Annotated in this window: 13 protein-coding genes; 7 read left to right on the top strand and 6 right to left on the bottom strand. The window is 51.1% G+C overall.

The genetic code is table 11. The annotated features are described in order from the left end of the window. Window positions 1-105: 105 nt before the first annotated feature. Entirely contained in the window at window positions 106-603 is a 498-nt protein-coding gene (locus HFN16_RS06270; RefSeq protein ID WP_168889941.1) for a DinB family protein, read from the bottom strand. 177 nt (window positions 604-780) lie between these two features. On the opposite strand from HFN16_RS06270, the gene HFN16_RS06265 reads away from it, so the two are divergent. Together HFN16_RS06265 and HFN16_RS06260 are read left to right on the top strand one after the other, a co-directional pair. Beyond that, entirely contained in the window at window positions 781-1,149 is a 369-nt protein-coding gene (locus HFN16_RS06265) for an SH3 domain-containing protein (RefSeq protein WP_168889940.1), read from the top strand. A gap of 299 nt (window positions 1,150-1,448) precedes the next feature. Beyond that, complete coding sequence (locus tag HFN16_RS06260) at window positions 1,449-2,639, top strand: hypothetical protein (protein ID WP_168889939.1); 1,191 nt, start codon at window positions 1,449-1,451, stop codon at window positions 2,637-2,639. Between the two features lie 348 nt (window positions 2,640-2,987). Here HFN16_RS06260 and HFN16_RS06255 read toward each other — a convergent pair whose 3' ends face one another. Beyond that, the gene (locus tag HFN16_RS06255; protein ID WP_168889938.1) at window positions 2,988-4,676 is read right to left on the bottom strand and encodes an NAD-binding protein; all 1,689 of its coding nucleotides are present in this window, start codon (window positions 4,674-4,676) and stop codon (window positions 2,988-2,990) included. A 281-nt stretch (window positions 4,677-4,957) separates the two neighbouring features. Here HFN16_RS06255 and HFN16_RS06250 point away from each other — a divergent pair, with 281 nt between their 5' ends. After that, complete coding sequence (locus HFN16_RS06250; protein WP_168889937.1) at window positions 4,958-7,948, top strand: ATP-binding protein; 2,991 nt, start codon at window positions 4,958-4,960, stop codon at window positions 7,946-7,948. 89 nt (window positions 7,949-8,037) lie between these two features. On the opposite strand, the gene dctP is transcribed toward HFN16_RS06250, so the two are convergent. After that, a complete protein-coding gene (dctP, locus tag HFN16_RS06245) occupies window positions 8,038-9,108 on the bottom strand; it encodes a TRAP transporter substrate-binding protein DctP (protein ID WP_168889936.1) in 1,071 nt (356 codons plus the stop codon). Window positions 9,109-9,337: 229 nt separating this feature from the next. Then, entirely contained in the window at window positions 9,338-10,720 is a 1,383-nt protein-coding gene (locus HFN16_RS06240; protein WP_168889935.1) for a deoxyguanosinetriphosphate triphosphohydrolase, read from the bottom strand. A 411-nt stretch (window positions 10,721-11,131) separates the two neighbouring features. Here HFN16_RS06240 and HFN16_RS06235 point away from each other — a divergent pair, with 411 nt between their 5' ends. The 4 genes from HFN16_RS06235 (at window position 11,132) to HFN16_RS06220 (ending at window position 15,466) form a co-directional block, all read left to right on the top strand. Beyond that, window positions 11,132-11,698, top strand: a complete 567-nt coding sequence (locus HFN16_RS06235) for a TetR/AcrR family transcriptional regulator (protein ID WP_168889934.1) — start codon at window positions 11,132-11,134, stop codon at window positions 11,696-11,698. A 44-nt stretch (window positions 11,699-11,742) separates the two neighbouring features. Next, entirely contained in the window at window positions 11,743-12,963 is a 1,221-nt protein-coding gene (locus HFN16_RS06230) for an HlyD family secretion protein (RefSeq protein WP_168889933.1), read from the top strand. A 2-nt stretch (window positions 12,964-12,965) separates the two neighbouring features. Beyond that, window positions 12,966-14,552, top strand: a complete 1,587-nt coding sequence (locus HFN16_RS06225; RefSeq protein ID WP_168889932.1) for a DHA2 family efflux MFS transporter permease subunit — start codon at window positions 12,966-12,968, stop codon at window positions 14,550-14,552. 470 nt (window positions 14,553-15,022) lie between these two features. Next, window positions 15,023-15,466: an Lrp/AsnC family transcriptional regulator gene (locus HFN16_RS06220; RefSeq protein ID WP_168889931.1), complete on the top strand. Its 444-nt coding sequence runs from the start codon at window positions 15,023-15,025 to the stop codon at window positions 15,464-15,466. Window positions 15,467-15,544: 78 nt separating this feature from the next. Here HFN16_RS06220 and HFN16_RS06215 read toward each other — a convergent pair whose 3' ends face one another. Together HFN16_RS06215 and HFN16_RS06210 are read right to left on the bottom strand one after the other, a co-directional pair. Continuing rightward, the gene (locus HFN16_RS06215; RefSeq protein WP_168889930.1) at window positions 15,545-16,444 is read right to left on the bottom strand and encodes an AEC family transporter; all 900 of its coding nucleotides are present in this window, start codon (window positions 16,442-16,444) and stop codon (window positions 15,545-15,547) included. Between the two features lie 170 nt (window positions 16,445-16,614). After that, a complete protein-coding gene (locus HFN16_RS06210; protein ID WP_168889929.1) occupies window positions 16,615-19,320 on the bottom strand; it encodes an ABC transporter substrate binding protein in 2,706 nt (901 codons plus the stop codon). Window positions 19,321-19,431 lie beyond the last annotated feature (111 nt).

Raw genomic sequence — 19,431 nt, 5'->3', positions numbered from 1 at the left:
TGCCATTGTGTGTTTGGATACTCATGAAAATGCAGTCTCTTAGCTAAACAGAAAGCCCTTGGACATGTATCCAAGAGCTTTCTGCCGTGGGTAATATCAACCTGCCTAGTCGGCCTGGGCGGAGAAATACTCATCCCGAGTCAGCCAAAGTTCTTCCATCCGGTACATGTGCCAGTGGTCGTGCATGAGGATATGCCGGGCAAAGATATGCACACCGTACTGCTGGTATTCCGGATGAACAGCCAAGCGATTCCAGTCTTCAGGCGTAGCCGCGGACAGGCGTTCGATGATGGCCTCACGCCCCTTTTTGAACGCGGCCAGCGCCTCACTCATGGACGGAAGCGGCGCGGGCTCTTCGCTCTCTTCCTTGTCAGGGAAATACGGCACGAACTCGGGATTGTCTTCATCAAGCATCCGGCTGATTCGCTGTAACCCCATGGGCTGCACATCGGCCAGATGCGCCACATGCTGGGCAATGGACCAGCACCCGTCACAGCGAACTCGCTTCAACTCTTCCCCAGGAATGCTGGTCACAAAGTCGGAAAGGATGGCAATACTGTCGCCAAGGCTGCGCAGGATGGCATCAATGTCATTGTGTTTCATGTTTTCCCCCGGACTGAATTCACGATTGTATGGAGCAATGAGACCTCACTCAGCATGGAAAAACTATCGGTGAACAGGTGGGCTGTCCACTTGGAAAATCTGGATCCTACGTTCAGTTTTCACGATGACAAGAAACAGGTATGGTCCTGCCTCAAGAGTATTGAGGAGAAAAACGATATGAAGATAGCGCTGTTACCTTTGATAGCATGCACTCTGATGGTGCTCGCAATGCCTTCACTTTCCTATTCCGAAGCTGACGGCCCCGACCATTGGCAAATACTCGGCGTGGAATCGAACGACGTGCTGAACATTCGCGCCGAGCCCGATTGGCAATCGGAAAAGATCGGCGAAATCCCCCCTGACGGGCAATGTGTCCGCAATCTGGGCTGCAAGGGCGGCCTCACCTTTCAGGAGTTCACCACCCTTTCCGATGAAGAGAAAGAAGCCATCAAGAAGAATCGTCCCCGATGGTGCAAGGTCGAGTATCAAGGTGTCACAGGCTGGGTGGCCGGAAAATATCTGCGCGAAGGGTTTTGCGGGAAGTAAGCGCATAATCAAAAACAAGCCATACAACAACTGGGGAATGACCAAACAAATAAATGAATACATGTGTTTGCGGGCCTATTTGTCCTTCCACTTGTTGTCACTTATTCTGCTCACCCCGAAAAATTCAAATGCTACTACCACAAAGATCGACCTTAAGAAGGTCGGCTTCTCGCCCAAAAAAAGAACAGACCTATTGCGTTGGGTAAGAAAAAACAGCAGGAAGTTGTGAATGTGACACCTTAGACATAGATTCTACTATTACGGAGCCTGTACTATTAATTGAATTGTTGGAGATGAAAATGTCCGAAAACGAGAACGAGTTAAAATTCGATACCCCATCCGATGATCAAGAAGAAATGGTGTCTCCCACTATAATAGTCTTCTTTGCCTCAGAAACGGTTAACAATTCAATGAAGCAAGTTGTGAAGTTGCTTCAACAACAAGAGGGTGCTTCCGAGTTTGAGATTACACGTAATAAACGTTTAATTCGAGTCCTTTCGGGCATGACCTCAAATTCGGATTTTTGGGATAAGAACTGTCAATGCAACATTGATATGATTGGTAATTCTTTCACCTCTAGCCTCAGCACATTCATTTCAACTATGAATCGACCGAACCAAGAAGAGGTATCGGGGTATACCGTTTCGCAAACCGATCAAATAAATTCTCTGTTTTCTGACACGCTTCGTTTTTTGTTGGAATTAGAGTGGACTATGGATGAAGAGGGCCTTCACTATGAGTTAGAGGCCGTTAAAGCTTTTGCCCTTGATTCTCTCGATAAATTTGATGGAAACTCTCAGACTCGTATCAGATATGCATTTTATCAAATGCCTGTACATGTATTAAAAAACTTACTTAAAGAAAAAAATATTCTCAGATTAAGAAATCTCGATGAAGTACAGACCAATGTTGAAAGGCGAGTGAATGACTGGGAAGAGAGAATAGACAAAGGTACGATTCAATCGAAAGCACTTGAAGATGCTTTGGAAAAACACAAAACAGCATACAACTTTGTAGCCCTCCATAAAGGGTTCAATAAACTATCATCTAAGAAAAATTTTGAGAAATGGTTTCATGCCATTCTTGCGACATTGCTTGGCTTGTTAATACCCACCCCAATTGTAGCCAAACTCTGGTACTTATCAAAACTCCCAACCAATCAAATGCCTGATGCTACCTTACTTGCAGTATCAATTATTCCGATTGCCTCATTAGTGGCGATTCTTATCTATTTCTTTCGCATCTCTCTGGCGAACTTCAAATCTGCAAAATCTCAGATATTACAAATAGAATTGAGAATGACTCTTTGTGAATTTGTTCAAGATTATGCCAAGTATGCCAAAGAGATCAAAGACAATAGTGACATTACACTAAACAATTTTGAAAAGGTAATCTTTTCAAATATCGTTGCCGATGAAGGACAAATCCCAGCGGTCTTTGATGGCGTTGATCAAATCAGTAAGCTAGTAAAGGCAGCTCAGGGTAAGTAGCACTTATTGTATCTGCGTTAATGTCTTCGGTATGCGAAAACGGCGTTCACCCTCACTCCCCTTACAACGCATGCGCCTCACCGATCACCAAGCGGACCGCGACAGTGAGCAAGAATAACATCATCCTCGTTGAAGCTGCTCGATAGTCACTGTTATCTTTATCCAAAGATCATGAGCGGGTGAAAAGCATCATCAACAATGAAAAGACATTACGCCTGCCTGGAGATTTTGGGAACCCGGACGGATTGCCTCAGTAACAAAGCTACTTAAGAAAGGACCTACGATCTCTCGTAGGTCCTTTCTATCGTCTTAGAAATAATCACACCCTGCTCAGCGATCACTCTCCAATCACGCCTGATACTTGTCCAGAAAACGCCGTTCGTCCTCGGCCCCGCCTATGACGAGGAGGGATGCGCCCTTGTTCAGCGGAAGAGTCGGGTCGGGATTGATTTCCATCTCATCACCACGGGATACCGCGATGATGTTGCACCCGGTCTCGTCACGGATGTTGCTTTCCATGAGGGTTTTCCCGGCCAGTGCGGGCCCGACTTCGACCCGGAAGATGTTCAGACCTTCGGTAAGGGTCATCACCTTGCCGGGGCTCAGCAGGTTGATGATCGTGTTGGCCGTGAGCGTGGCATAGGACATGACCAGATCGGCACCCGCCTTGTGCAGGACCGAAATATTCCGGTCGAACGTCGCCCGGCTGAGCACCTGGATGTCCGGCCTGAGACGCCTGCAGTAGATAGTCAGGTAGATGTTCAGGTCGTCGGTATGGGTGGTGACAAACACCGAGGGAGCGCTGTCGATTCCTGCCTCCTTGAGCACATCGATGTCTGAAGCGCTGCCGAGGATGTAGTGCCCATCGTCACGAATGAGCTTGGGGTTCTTTTCCACGATCTTATAGTCGATGCCTCGTTGCTTCAGCACCTTTGCAGCAGACTGCCCCACTCGCCCGCCGCCGAGGATCAACACTGGCGCCTCCATGGGCGGGGCCTCCCCGACAAAGTCATCATAGGCCTTCAACTGTTCTTCCGAGCCAGCCAGAATCATGGCCATTTTTGAGGTGATAACCGTATCCGGACGGGCAGAGATCAGCTGTCCTTGCTCCCAAAGGCCAACGATGTTCATGCCGGTGGCACTGCGCAGTCCGCTATCCTTGACGGTGCGGCCCACCAGCAGTGTGTCCACGGCCTGTGCCTCGGCGATGTTGAGCTTGTTGATACTGCCGATGACGTTGCTTCGCGCGCCAGTGCCAAGGGTGCGCCGTGCGAGCATTTCCCCGAGCATGTCCATGAACTGAAAGACATGGCTTGATCCTGCCAGCTCCAGAATGTCCACCGACTCCTCCGAGTCGGCATTGGCCACCACCGGCACATCCGGCGCCACCTCACGGATGGTGAAGGCCGCATTGGTGTTTTTCATGTCATCACTCAGCAGCACCACCATGGCTGCCTTATCTGTTCGCAATAATTTGAATGTTTCCGGATTATCTGATTCGCCCACCACGGCGTTGAATCCCTGATCCACCAAATCCAAGGCGTGGTTCACCTCATTGACCAGAATGCAATACTTGTAATTGAACTGCCTGACCCGCGACGCCAAACTCAAAGCGACCTGATCCGAGCCGATGATGATCAGGTGATCGGACGTTTCCTCAGGCAACTCCCGGGCCGCCCTCGACTTGGTCTGCGCCTCGAGAAATGGCGCGTAAAAGAATTGAATGAACGTAAAGGGCAACATGACCAACAGAAAAACGATGCCCGACATGAGGACACACAAGGAGAACAGCTTTCCGAGATCCGACGTGAAGGTGATGTCGCCGAACCCAAGCGTGGACATAACGGTCAATGTCCAATAGAAGCCCGTAATCCATGAAAAATGCTGCCCTTCCATTTCCATGAGCACATGAAACAACACACTGTAGATGACAATAAAGAAACAGAGGAACAGGATGAACCGTATAAGGGAGTTCAGATTGCGCTGTGCGCGACGATCCTGAAAGAAGTACACCAACTGTGAAGGAATGAATTTCATTGCGCTCACTCGTCTAGGTTTATGACCAAAAATTGAACGGATGACGTAGCATACGGAAATAAATCCCGCTGTGCATAATGCTGGATAGATAACACATGAGAATATGCGCAAGGAAGGAATATCGGACGAAAGGCCCGGGGAAACCGTCCGAATGATGCAGAGTCAGAGCACACCTGCTTATCTGATGCAGGTAGCCGTACTTGCTCATTAACGAAATAATACTTTGATTGTGCAAAGGATTACTATATTTACCTGCTAATTACTGGAAAGAGGGAGTAGAGATGTTTTTTTGGCGGTCTGTCGGTATCCGAAGCAAATTGATCATTATTTTTATTTTGATCAAGGTGCTTCCGCTTATCGCATTGGCAGTGATCGCCTGGAATGGCATTACCATGCTCGGTGCCAACCTCAAATCCACCATTGAAAGCCTTTCCGCTGAAACTCAGATAGTCATCGATGATGTGAAGGATTTGGCCGTCGAAAGCTCCATTCGAGCCCTGGACATCAAATCACGCGAAAACATCGAAAGATTGACTACGGACACCGCCCGCGCCGTAGCCGCGTTCCTGTACCAGCGGGACAACGACGTCCGCATGGCGGCAAGCCTTGCTCCGAACGACAATTCCTATGCGCAATTCATGGCCCCCAAGAGGCGCGTCGTCACCGAGCACAGGCCATGGAAATTGAACGCAGAAGGGACCGCCTGGCAACCGGCAGAGCCGACAAACTCCAAGCAGCCCACCGTCACCGCTGATAATCCGGACAACGCCAAAGATTTCCACTACCGCCCGCCCGAGGACAAAGGCATCCCGGTAGAGCGTCCGCTCTATCACGAAATGACGTTCATCGATCTCCAAGGCAACGAGCGGGTCAAGGTCTCTGCCACGGAACTGCTGCCGCCTGAAAAGCGCAACATCGCCGACCCGGCCAACACCTTCTGCAAGGCAGAGAACTATTTTGACGCGCTCAAAAAGCTGAAGCCCGGAGAAATCTATGTCTCCGAGGTCATTGGCCCCTACCTCAGAAGCCCCATAATCGGTGCATACACAAAGGAAACAGCGAAGATAAAAGGGATTGAGTTCCACCCTGAACAGGCCGCATACGCAGGAAAAGAAAACCCTGTGGGCAAGCGGTTTCAGGGCATCATCCGCTGGGCGACCCCGGTGGTCCGGGACGACAAGGTCATCGGCTGGGTAACGCTCGCCCTTGACCACACCCATGTGATGGAGTTTTCCGACCATATCGTGCCGACGGATGAACGCTACTCGCCCATCTCCGATGCCGGCTCCGGCAACTATGCATTCATTTGGGACTACAAAGACCGGAACATCTCCCATCCCCGCGACTATTTCATCACCGGTTACGACCCGGAAACCGGCCTGCCTGCCGTTCCGTGGCTGGAAGAGACCCTGTATGAAGAGTTCCGGCAAAGCGGCCTGCCCATCTCCACCTGGGAGGCTGATGCTCCGGTCATGCAGGCCCAGTCGCTTAAGAAGAAACCGTCAAAAGCCCTGACCACTCAGGGGATGCTGGGACTCGACTGCAGATACCTCAATTTCGCGCCCCAATGCCAAGGATGGTACAATCTGACCAAAGATGGCGGCTCAGGCTCCTTTGTCATCTTCTGGAGCGGCCTCTGGAAACTGACGACCGCTGCCGCCATTCCGTATTTCACAGGAAGATATGGGGACACGCCCCGCGGTTTCGGCTTCGTCACCATCGGCGCGAACGTGCACGAGTTCCACAAGGCCGCCACGGAAACCGAAGTGCAGTTGTCAGAAATGGCGACGTCCTATGGCCAGCAGATGGCCCAAAAGGACGAAGAAGCGCAGCAGAGCCTCAAAGGAGCCCTGCGCAAGACAGGCAAAGAGATTTCATGGTCCACGATTGTCATGATCGTGCTGGTCATCCTCGTCGCCATCTGGATGGCGTCTGCTCTGACCAAAAAGATCACCGGCATGATCAAGGGCATCCGCCGATTCCAGAACGGCGACATGGAGCACAGGCTGGAAGTCGGCTCCGCTGACGAGATCGGGCAACTTGCCCGGACCTTCAATGAGATGTCGGATGACATTGAAGGCCTGATCTCCGAGATGCGTCAGGCAGAAGAGAACTACCGGGGCTTCTTCGAGAATTCCACCGAGGGCATTTTCAGAACCAGCGCCGAAGGCAAGCTGATCAATGTCAATCCGGCCTTTGCCAAGCAGTTTGGCTTCAGCTCCACCGTGGAGATGCTGCGGGAAGTGGGTGAGGTCGCGGCAGATCTGTATGCTGAACCAGAGCGCCGCAAGGAACTGCTCAGGCAGCTCGAAAAGAACGGCCGCGTCCGGGACTTCGAATTTGCCATCAAACGCCGTGACGGCGAAATCAGGACGCTTCAGACGTCATGTTACTGGGTGAACGACAAGGAAGGTAACCGGTACATAGAAGGTATGTCTTCGGACGTGACGGAGCGCAAGCTCGCACTCGAGACCCTTGAGCAGGCCAAGAACAGGGCCGAACAGCTCAGCCAGATGAAGTCCAACTTCCTCTCCACGGTCTCGCATGAGCTGAGGACGCCCCTGACATCCATCATCGGCTTTGCCAAGCTGATCCGCAAGAACCTCTCCCACCTGCTCGCTGACAATGCGTTTGACGACAAGACGACCAAAAAGCTCGTGCGCGCTGAAAGCAATACGCATGTGATCATCACGGAAGGCGATCGCCTGACGGAACTCATCAACAACGTGCTTGATCTGGCAAAACTGGAGTCAGGCTACTCCGACTGGAAAACCACTACCATTTCCATCGAGGACATCCTTGAGCAGAGCATCGCCGCCACCCGCGTGCTGTTCGATGCCAAGGGTCTGCGTCTGGAAAAGGACATCGCTCCCGATCTCCCCCCAATACAGGGAGACCATGACCGTATCGTTCAGGTGTGCATCAACCTGCTCGCCAATGCGACGAAGTTCACCGACACCGGAATCGTGTCATGCCAAGCCTCACTGCAGAATGATGAAATCCTCATACGAGTGAGCGATACCGGCATCGGCGTTTCCGGGCAGGAAGCCATAGAAATCTTCGACAAGTTCCGCCAACTCGGCGACACCCTGACCGACAAGCCAAGAGGCACAGGCCTCGGCCTGCCCATCTGCAAAGAGATCGTGGAGTACCACGGCGGCAGGATCTGGCATGAGCCAAACCCCGACGGCGGCAGCATTTTCAGCTTCACCCTCAAGACCAACTGGTCTTTTTCGAGCGTGGCAGTTCCACCCCAGGGCACGCCTCAATAAGAAAGACAGCGGTGCAGCCCGCAATGAAAATCGCCCCTGCCGTGCTTAGGACAGGGGCGGATAACTCACGGTATTACCGATGACTCAGGCTACTCAACGGCGTTGGACGTCTTGATGTAGTTGAACTCGGAGATGCTCATCCACTTACGGGCCTTTTTCATGTAGGCACGCTGGGATTCCAGAATCTTCTTAAACAAGGGGTCCTTGGCGGCGTACTCGTCATAGAGCTCGTCCGCGGCCTTTTTCATGGCTTTGAGCACAGGCAGCGGGAATTCCTTCACCTGAATATTCGGGTATTCGGACTTCATCTTTTCCCACGCTTCCACGGAACCGGCAAAGTTCTCGACGGTCATGTCGTAGGCAGTGAGGCGAATGGCGGTGGTCAGAATGGCCTTGTACTCGTCGGGCAACTGCTCATACTTGCGCTTGTTCACGAGGTACTGCATCTCGGAAGCAGGCTCGTGCCAGCCCACATAGTAGTAAGGGGCGATCTTGTGGAAGCCCATCTTGATATCCATGGCGGGACCAACCCACTCCAGCGCGTCGATGGTGCCGCGATCAAGAGAAGTATACAGCTCGCCCGGGGGGATGTTGGTGACGTTGACGCCGAGCTTGGCAAAGACTTCGCCAGCCAGGCCGGGGATGCGCATTTTGAGGCCCTTGAGGTCGTCAACGGACTTAATTTCCTTCTTGAACCAGCCGCCCATCTGCACGCCGGTGTTGCCGCCGCGGAAGCTGAGGATTTTGTATTTGTCGTAGAGTTCTTTTTCGAGCTCCTTACCCCCGCCGTAGTCTTCCCATGCGTGCTGTTCCTGCACGTTCATGCCGAACGGTACCGAGGTGAAGAAGACCGAGGATATATCCTTGCCCTTCCAGTAGTAGGAAGCAGAGTGACCTATATCGTACTGTCCGCCCTTGACCATATCGAGAATGCCGAGGGCGGCCTTGTGTTTTTCAGCACCGTCCACGCGGATGGTGAAGTTGCCGCCGGACATCTCCTCCACCAGCTTGGCAAGCTTCATGGGCGGGGAAATCAACGGGGTCAACGTGGAAGACCAGGTGGTGGCGCATTTCCAACGCACCTTTTTTGCGGCCATGGCAGGAGCGGCCATCAGGACCACCAGCGCCATTACAAAGACGATTTTCAACACAGATTTCATCTAATTACCTCTCTCTCCTTAGGTGAATCCAACAGACATCTATCACTTGATGAACCGCCCCTATACCCAAAGACAGCGCGACAATAAACAGAAAAGTGACTGGCGGTCACTTTTTTCAGCCGTTTTGCTATCAAATAAAAAGGCCCGCTTAAGGCGGGCCTGAGAGATCTTATGGGGAGTGAGAAATAGGTATGGTGTACCCGTAATTCTTTAGGTTAATAATCGAGCCTCAACGTGTAACGTCTGGAACAGCTTGTCCTTGAATTTGCTGAGAAATATGTGTCGCAAAATTGTCTGTCATTCCTGACAAATAATCGATGAATGGTAGTAATATTTCATATAGGTTCTGTCCTTTCTTGGGTTGCTTGACTCCGAGAAGGTCCAAAACTCGTTCTGATTTAAATGAACGAAATTCCCCAGAGCACTCATGCAACTCTTTGGCAGCGAGGAAAAATGCATCCATCATTTGTCCGATAGCATTGTATGCACCTATTTCAAGCTCAATCTTTCGATGATGTTTGAATACTTTATTCTTACAAAGAGTGTCTGCATTATCAACCGCTTCCTTGCACTTCTTACAACTCGCGTCCACCAAACTACCCTCAAAGCAGCCACTCATAATGGCCTCATAGTTCTCCATAAAAGTTTCCACAACACAGTTAATCAAAACTTGAATCGTTTTCCCGCGCATGTAGGCTATTTTACGCCTATCTGAAATATTTTCTTTATCAAGATAGGTTAGATATTTAGAGTCGTCAGTATGCAAGGGATCGCACACATTTCGGATTTCCTTTAAAGTCACAATCCTCATTTCACGTGCATCTTCAAGATCAAGAAAATTATAACAAATATCGTCAGCAGCTTCGACAAGATAAGCTAAAGGATGTCTCGCCCACCTATCGTCCCCACGTTTAAGCATACCTAATTTAAGACATATTTGATTCATTATGTCGACTTCAGGATACAGACAACTAAACTTATTTTTCTTTATTTCTTCCGTGTGAGTAGATTTCCAAGGATATTTTAACATAGCAGCCAGCGTTGGAAAGGAAAGCCGCATCCCTCCCTTAAAAGAATCGTACTCAAGTTGAGTCAAAATCCGAAAGCCCATCGCGTTCCCATCAAAGGCTTTTAGGTCCATTAATTGATGGGTAGTTAGTTTTCCGTCATTTGCTACCTTAGAAAGAAGTTGGCTGTGCTTTCCACTAACCCAATCCTGAATGGCAGATTCACCTGCGTGTCCGAAAGGCGGATTTCCAATATCATGAGCTAAACATGCAGCTTGAACGATCTCTCCCACATAATGACTTGGAAAACTTGCTTGTGCATCAGCTTCAACTATCTTTGCCCCTACGATGTTTCCTAGTGAACGTCCGACACTACCAACCTCCACACTATGAGTGAGCCTAGTATGTATATGGTCGTTGTTAACCATCGGATGGACCTGAGTCTTTTTTGACATCCGTCTAAACGAGCTTGAAAAAACGATTTTATCTTGATCCTTTGAAAAAGGACTACGCCCGGGCTCAACGGTCGGTTTAAATACATCTCCTTCCTTGTTGAAGCGATATGGCTCCAACAGGAGATCCCATTCCATTCTCTTCAAAGCCATAACATCTCCCATCAATCTAGCATTAACGAATAAAGCACCACTATAGTATCAGCACAAACCTGTTAGACTGCTCGACCAAAAATCGATCATTCTATAGCACAACGAAAACGTCATCACAATACAGTTACTCCTTAAATATCCTATAATAACGGGTACAAGGCTATCGAATCAAACTAGTCTTTAGAAACTTGCTTGAAACAAAGTCAAGAAAACGAAAAAGGTCCTACGAAAAATCGTAGGTCCTTTTATCGTCGTGCGACATCACTAAACATCAAAAAAAGACTCAGAACTCAGGGTCAATTGTAGACGTTACGCCCAGATTTGTGCTGATAGTCTTCAGAACTGACCAGTCAGTTCTCGCTTTGAAACAGGCGCAGAAATGAAACCCTGAGGACTTCAGAGGTGCGAACCATGCAGGATAATGAGGAAAAACTGACCAGAATTCTTGATGCAGCAGCGGATCTGTTCGCCGTGCATCCGTTTCACAAGGTGCTTTTGAGCGATATCGCCAGAAAAGCAGCCGTGGGGAAAGGAACCCTTTATCTGTACTTCAAGAGTAAAGACGACCTCTATTTCCAAGTCCTCTTCCGCAATTTTGAAATGCTGGTCAATCAGCTCCAGAGCTTCATCGCCGAAGCAGACCTCCCGGCTGACAAGCTGATGGCGGGAGTGATCGACATCATGGTCGCCTACCTGTCGAAACGAGCTATCGATCTGGGGTTGCAGGGAAGCGTCATGGCGTACCCCACATCCGAAGAATGGAGCCTCAAGCGCATGGAGCTGTGGCAGGTCATCGAAGATGTCATCCGCCAAGGCGTCAAAGAAGGATTGTTCCAGGAAAACAACACGCGCCTTACGGGTCGATTTATCACGGGTATGATCCGTACTTCCTGCCTCTTCTGCCCTGAAGGCGAAGACAGGGAGTCCCTTTCCAAACATGCCAGCGAGTTCGTTCTGAAAGGACTCGCCACCAGCTAGCAGCCCGAACGAAGCCATTGCCGGTATTATTGAAGGTTACACATATGAACGATACGACGCACACCAACGGGGCATCCAAGCCGGACTCCCCTAAAGCCAAGAATCGGCGGAAGCTGCTGTTCCTCGCCGGATTTCTCGTCATGACAGCGGCCATCGCTCTTGGCAGTCGCTACTATCTGTTTCTCGTCTCTCACGAGAGCACCGAGGACGCCTTTGTGGAGGCGCATGTGGTCTCCATCAGCCCGAGGGTGGCAGGCCATGTCTCCCGGGTGCTGGTAACCGACAACCAGAAGGTGGCTTCGGGTGAGCTGCTGGCGGAAATCGACACACGGGACTATCAGGTGGCGCTCGATATCGCCCAAGCCCGCGTGGCTTCGGCCAATGCGGCACGAGAAGAGGCTCTCGCCCTCGTGGATATCGCCCGGAGCAAGCTCGCCGCACAAGGCGCATCCCTGAGCTCGCATTTCGCAGAACTGGATCAGGCCCGCGCCGATGTCGCCGAAGTCAAAGCCAGCACGGACAGAGACACGCATGACCTCGAGCGTATCAGGCAGATCGCCGATGCAGGCGCCGTGAGCAAGCAGGAATACGACCACGCCCGCGCTCAAGCCTCCATGAGTCAGGCCAAGCTGAAGTCCGTCAGGAAACAGATAGACACCCAGTCCGCACGGATCAATCAGGCCAAAGCCTCGGTTCAGACCGCCGAGAACGAGCTCAAACAGGCCTTCGCCCTTGTCGGTATCCGCACCGCGGAACTGCAGGAAGCGCAGGCCGAGGTGGAGCGGGCACAACTCAACCTCTCCTACACCCGCATCACTGCTCCATGCGACGGCTATGTGACCAAGAAATCACTGGAAACCGGAGCCTTCATTCAGGCAGGCCAGAAGCTCTTCAACATCGTCAGCAACGACGCGTGGGTCATCGCCAACTTCAAGGAAACGCAGATCGCTGACATGCGGCCGGGACAGCCCGTGGACATCGAGGTCGACGCCTACCCTGACGTCGTCCTCAAAGGCCACGTGGACTCCATCCAGCGCGGTACAGGCTCACGGTTCACCCTGCTGCCTCCCGAAAACGCCTCGGGCAACTTCATCAAGGTCGTCCAACGTGTGCCGGTAAAGATCGTGCTCGATGCCAATGATGCAAACCGCGACCTCCTGCTGGCTCCCGGCATGTCCGTCATTCCGAGCGTGAAACTCGCCCAACCGGAAATGCCCCACTCCAGCGCCGAGCTCGCGTCCGCCCGGGAAACGACCGACCAATAGCCATGTCCCACTTCAAGGATCCAGAGGATCTCACCCCGGCCCAACGATGGACCATTGCGTTCACCGTGGTCTTCGGAGCGTTCATGGCCGTCATGGACACCAGCGTCGTGAATGTCTCCATGAGGCACATGATGGGCAGCTTCGGCTCTGACCTCTCGTCCATCACATGGGTGGCCACGAGCTACACCATCGCGGAAATCATCATGGTCACCATGTCCGGCTGGTGGAGCACGCTACTCGGGCGCAAGAACTTCTATCTCGCCTCCTTTGCCCTCTTCACCTTCGGCTCCATCCTGTGCGGCATGGCCACCAGCTTTCCCCAGATGATCGTCTTCCGTGTCATTCAGGGCATCGGTGGCGGCGCGCTCATCCCCATTTCCCAGGCGATTCTCCGGGAGACGTTCCCTCCCAAACAGCAAGGGATGGCCATGGCCCTGTACGGGATGGGCGTGATACTGGCGCCGGCATTCGGCCCCATTTGCGGTGGCTGGCTCACGGACGGCTGGGGATGGCCGTGGATTTTCTACATCAACATCCCGTTCTGTGTGGCGGGCATATTTCTGACCATGCGCCACGTCTACGATCCCCCGTATCTGAAACGGGGAATCAAATCAGTGGATTACGTGGGCATCATCCTGCTGTCCCTTTGCCTGATCGGTATGCAGGTCGTGCTGGAGCGAGGACAGGAAGAGCAATGGTTCGAATCGTCCCTCATCATCTACTGGACCATAATCACCCTTGTTTCCCTCGTGGGCCTGATCGTGTGGGAGCTGCGCTGCAAGGAGCCGGTGATCAACCTGCGCGTGCTCAAGGACAAGAATCTGCTCCTCGGTTCCATCATGGGGCTGATCTTCGGCGTCTCGCTGTTCGGCACCACATTCATTCTGCCGCAATTCACACAGAATATTCTGGGATACGACGCTCTGGATTCAGGGCTAGCACTGGTTCCACGGGCAGTGGCCCTGCTCCTCTTCATGCCCGTGGCAGGCTGGGCATACCGATGGGCCGGCGCACGGGCACTGGTCCTTGCCGGTATCTGCATCATCATCTGGTCGTATTACGATCTGACACAGCTCAGTGTTCACGCGGGATTCTATGATTTGATCCCATCGCTCCTGATCATGGGGCTCGGGATGCCGTTCCTGTTCGTGCCGCTCAGCACCGTATCGCTCAGCACCATAGACAGAAGCATGATGACGGATGCATCGAGCTTCTACACCCTGTCCCGGCGCATTGGCGGCAATATCGGCTACAGTCTGGTCGCAGTCCTGCTCGATCGCGGTGTGACCGTTCATCGCATGCAGCTTGCTGATCACATCAGCGAGTTGAGTCAGGTGACGCAGGAAACGCTTCACGGCATGACCAGCGCCCTTGAAGCTGCCGGAGCCACCGCACTGGATGCCTCACGACTCAGTATCGCCCTCCTCGAAAGAAAAGTCGTTCAACAGGCGACCATGCTCGCTTACAACGACATCTCCTTCATTTTCGGCTGCCTGGTCATATTCCTGATCCCATACGCCTGGCTGCTGCCCGGCATGGCCAAAACCTCCACCTCGAAGCCTGCGGCCAAGGCTCTCAAACAGAATTAGGGAGGCATTCCCTTAATTCAAAACATTCCCATCAATAACAAAGGGCTGGTTCCATCGAAAACCAACCCTTCTCCTGTGTTCGGAACCACCACCGCTACGTAGCGGGATGTTCCTGGCGGTTCATACTTACAGGAAAGGTGGACGTGGGGGCATGTGCAAACGGTGCTGGATGGAATACACGCCCACGCAAAAATCTTTGAATCCCAACATAACCTTCTTCATCTTGAAACGAATCACTCTACTCTCCCAATAGCTTGAATGGCTCAATCTCGTTGTGCCTACAGTATTCCCAAATCAACGACAGTTCCTTGCTGAAACAGCCGCACAAGAATACGCAATTGGAATCAAATTATGCAAAGTTTTTATAAAAGCAGCTTGAATTATCAAACATTCACCAATAAAATGACTTTATCGCACAGATTAACCAAAACCCCTCCCATTTGAATAGACAAAACGCAAAGAGTTTGCAGATGACAAAGCTGGATGAAACAGACAGGCAGATCATTGCCGCCCTGCAAGAGAACGGACGTCTCTCCAATATGGAGTTGGCCGAACGAGTGAACCTTTCCCACTCCAGCTGCTCACGCCGAATATCCCGGCTGGAGAAAGAGGGAGTGATCGTCGGTTATCGCGCGCTCACGGATCGAGAAAAGTTGGGATATTCTGTTCGCGCCTATTGCGGCGTATTCCGCGATCCCAGTGTCGGATGGAATGAACTGGCCCACATCCTCGCCCAGATAGAAGGCGTTGTCAGCGTATTCGCCGTTTCCGGCGACGTGGACCTGATGGTGGAGATCGTGGCTCGCGATCTGCGGCACTATTCGGACGTAGTCATGAAGCAATTCGCCGACACCAAAGGAGTCAACGCCACACGAAGCACCTTCGTGCTCGAGGAAGTGAAGTCGATCTACTAGAGATTATGCGTGAATACGGAGTAGGTATGGTGCCCTTCTCCTGTACGGACAAGAATTAGTAAGTGTCCCCTTAATTCCCTATTGTATAAATTGATACCAGCCCCACAGTGTTACAAAGGAGAGAGGCGTTCCAATTCCCATTAAACTGGCAGCCAACCTCGGGCGGAGCTCGTAACGGATCGCAATAATTCCTGCCGTGACCATGGGTCCCATAGCAGCCTCGAAGATTGTCACTCGAGTAACTATATCATCTAAGCCTAGTATCCCCATAAAAAGTATATAAATAGCGATAGGGGCCAAAAGGAGTTTGAAGCCTAACCCCAAACAAACTTCTTTGATGTCGCGAGTAACTTCACCGAGTCTGAGTGTCAGCCCCACAGAAATCATTGCTAAGGGGGTTAGCATGCTGCCCAGTCGGGCTAACAAGCCTTGCATCCAATCAGGGAAAGGGAACGGCTGCAAAGTAAAGCCCAAGATTAAAGCGATTAGGGGTGGAAACATGAGAATACGCTTAACCAAATCCTTGGTTGCGATGTTCTGCCCTGAAGTTTTAGCAGCAAGAATAACTCCCGGGACCGAGAGTGCCAGAAAGCTGCCAGCCTGATCACAGAGCATACCTATCCCTATGTAATCCGGACCAAAAGCCACTTCAATGAGGGGTAGCCCAACAAACGAGGTGTTACCTAAACCGCCTACCAAAGTAAGACAGACCACCGTCTTCCTGTCCAACCCCAACAGCTTGCCTATAAAAGTGAAAAACCAATAGCCTAGGAAGAAAACAATCCAGCCCATGGATGCAGGAAGGAACAATTCGGGCCCTAGTGGTAATGAGTGTGTATATAATAGGGCGAGTGCTGGAAGCGCCAAGTATATGATCAGGACATTCAGTGCGTCCGACGCTTTTTCCTCAATGAGTCCGCTTAATTTGAAAATCAGTCCGAGGCTAAAGCACAGTATAAGAAGAAGTAGGTTCTCCATGTGATCCACCACAGTTTATGTTCCAGATTATGTTAATCTGTACACTTCCTGCTTAGGTTGTCCACCCCCTAAACGATTTGTCCTCTCCTGAACTGATCTACATCGACTGTTCTGTGTAGCCACTTGAGCGGGTAATGGCGCGTCCTGACACGCCTGCTAACACTACTGCATCACTTGCCGATCGAAAGGACATTCTTCAAGTCCTTGATATCAACTGGTTTCGGAATGTACTCGTCCATCCCGGCCTTGAGGAATTTTTCCCTGTCGCCATCCATTGCATACGCTGTGATGGCGATAATCGGTGTGTTCGAATTGGCCAAATATCTTGAATCGGAACGGATTATTTTCGTCGTCTCGATTCCATCCATGTTGGGCATTTGGATATCCATCAGGATGATATCATAAGACGTCCTTTCTACTGCTTCCAACGCCTTGATTCCGTCTTCTGCCACACCCACTTCAAGCCCGAGTTTCTCAAGATGGCGTGTGAGGAATATCCTGTTGAGGCGATCATCCTCCACAACAAGCGCTTTCTTCATATCCGTTGTCAGCCGTTCACTCACTTCAGGGACATCTTCCGAGGATTCAACCTTTTCAGTAGGCACATCGAATGGGATGGCCACATATACCGCAGTCCCGACGCCTTCTTCGCTATTCAGAGAAAGTGTCCCACGCATCAGCAAGGTGAGTCGCTTCACTATTTGCAGCCCAAGCCCAACGCCCTGATATTGACGTTTGTATGACCGCTCTCCCTGGGTAAACGGATCAAACATTGAATCCAGCTTGTCATCGGGGATGCCGACGCCCGAATCAGACACAATAAAGAGGATTCTCTCTTCACCGCCCTTGTGGATCGGGAGTTGGACAGCTTCGACTTTGATGTAACCGGAATCAGTGAATTTTATGGCATTGCCTATGAGGTTGATGAGCACCTGCTGCAGCCGTGTGGCATCGCCAACAAGTTCATAGGGAATCCCTTCATCCACATACAAACTCACATCGAGGTTCTTTTCTTCGGCGGTTGCATGCATGAGTTCCATGACACCGGCCATGGTGTTGCGGATCTTGAAAACATCCCGGCGAATCTCAAGTTTTCTCGCTTCTATTCGAGAGATATCGAGAAGATCGCTCAACAGCCGCGTCAATCGCCTGCCTGCCGTGAGAGCATTGGTGGCGTATTCCTTCTGCTCATTTCTCAGGGAAGTGCCCTGCAACAGTTGCAGCATCCCCAATATGCCGTTCAATGGAGTGCGCAACTCATGGCTCATGTTCGCAAGAAATTCATCCTTGGCCATGTTGGCTTCTTCCGCTTTATCCTTGGCTTCCAGCAGGCGTTCTTCAATAAGCTTTCTATCACTGATGTCGGAAATCATGGAGAAGGAGCCCTCGAAGTCTCCACGCTCATCCGACACCCCTTTCGCAGAAACGAGGCACCACAGATCATCTCCACTCTTGGTGACGAAACGCCTTTCGTAGACGGTATCGAGGCCCTGTTTGCGCTTGCGGATTTGTTCCTCATGGTCCGCCATTTCATCCGGATGCATGAAATCGCAGATGGAACGACCAACCATTTCATCAACAGTGTAGCCAAGCATGAGCGGAAGGACCTTGTTGACCATTAACGTCGTCTGCTTCTTATCGCCGACCCAAATCCCTTCATTGGCCGTTTCGAAAATGTTTCTGTATTTCTTTTCGCTGACTCGGAGCGCCTGTTCAGCACGGTTCTTCTTGATATTACTCAGTACCAGTAATGCGATGGTAATTCCCTGTGCGACGATGATAGCCACAACCATCCAGATATATGCCGCATATTCCTCATAAATGGAGAATGGCTTATTGATGAAGACACTGCCGGCAGGCACGTTGTCCTGAGACAGTTTTTTCGCCACCAAAACGGAATAGTCGAACATGGGAACAGTCGTGTCCTTGGATATCAAGGGGATGTTCCTGGTCTGCACTCCATTCAATACGAGCTTGGCAAGCCGTGCAGCCTTTTCTCCCTGATCGATGCCGCTGATGACGCTGCCGCCCACAACGCCCTTGCCGATATATACGTCGTTCAGAGCAAATATCGGAGCGACCGTGTGGGAGGAGATCAGGTTCACCGCCCCCCCCATGCTGAGGGGTTCTTCGCCTGGCAGACTGAAAAGTGACAGCAGGAGCACCGCCGTATCTTTCGGCAAGGCCTTCAGCTTAGACACAAGCACATCCTGCTTGAGGTTGGAAAACTCGACGAAATTCACCCTGTCACGAAAGTCTGCGGCCACGCTGCGGTATTGCTCCAACAGCACCTTGCCTGTTGTGGTTTCATCACTGATAACAATGAGTTCGCTCAGGGATGGCATCAGATTCAGGGCTATTTCAATGGTTCCCTTGATGTCTTTCTTGTCCATCACACCGGTGTAGCCATATTCCCGCGCTTTCAGAGACAGGGACTCGCTGTTGATGCCGCAAAAGACGACTGGGACATCTTTGAAGGTCGTCTCATGGTTTTCAATCAGTAAGCTGAGGGCGTTGTCATCACAGGCGATGATGACATCAAAATCTTTATTGAGATATTTCTGGTTGTATATGCGCACCAGGTTCGGAAGCATCTCTTGGTAGTCATACCGTTTGGTGTCCATGTATTCGACGAATACACTGATTTCACCTGACCCATTCGTTTCAATCTCTCTCAGGATTCCCTGATTGATATTGTCCGTCCATTCATAGCCGTGATGATAGGAATGAAGAATGAGGATGTTATACGTTTTCTCTGAAAGAGAAACATTCAACAGAAAGACAAGCAGCAAGAAAACAGTCGTAATTACACCCAAAAACAAAAGACCAACTTTTGAATGTGAGAACTTGCGACCTATTCGTCTGACACTACCCATGCGCTCCTCCGAAGACCCCAAAATGTACTTCTATACTTAGTACCTCTATACACGAATCCGGGGAAAAAACCATTGTTCCCGCGCAGACCATGACCTGCCTACACAGGCAAC

Origin of the sequence: Pseudodesulfovibrio sp. zrk46, assembly GCF_012516435.1 — a bacterium.
Classification (GTDB): domain Bacteria; phylum Desulfobacterota; class Desulfovibrionia; order Desulfovibrionales; family Desulfovibrionaceae; genus Pseudodesulfovibrio.
The sequence above is the reverse complement of the archived record's forward strand: the minus strand, read 5'-3'. Positions and strand labels throughout refer to the sequence as shown.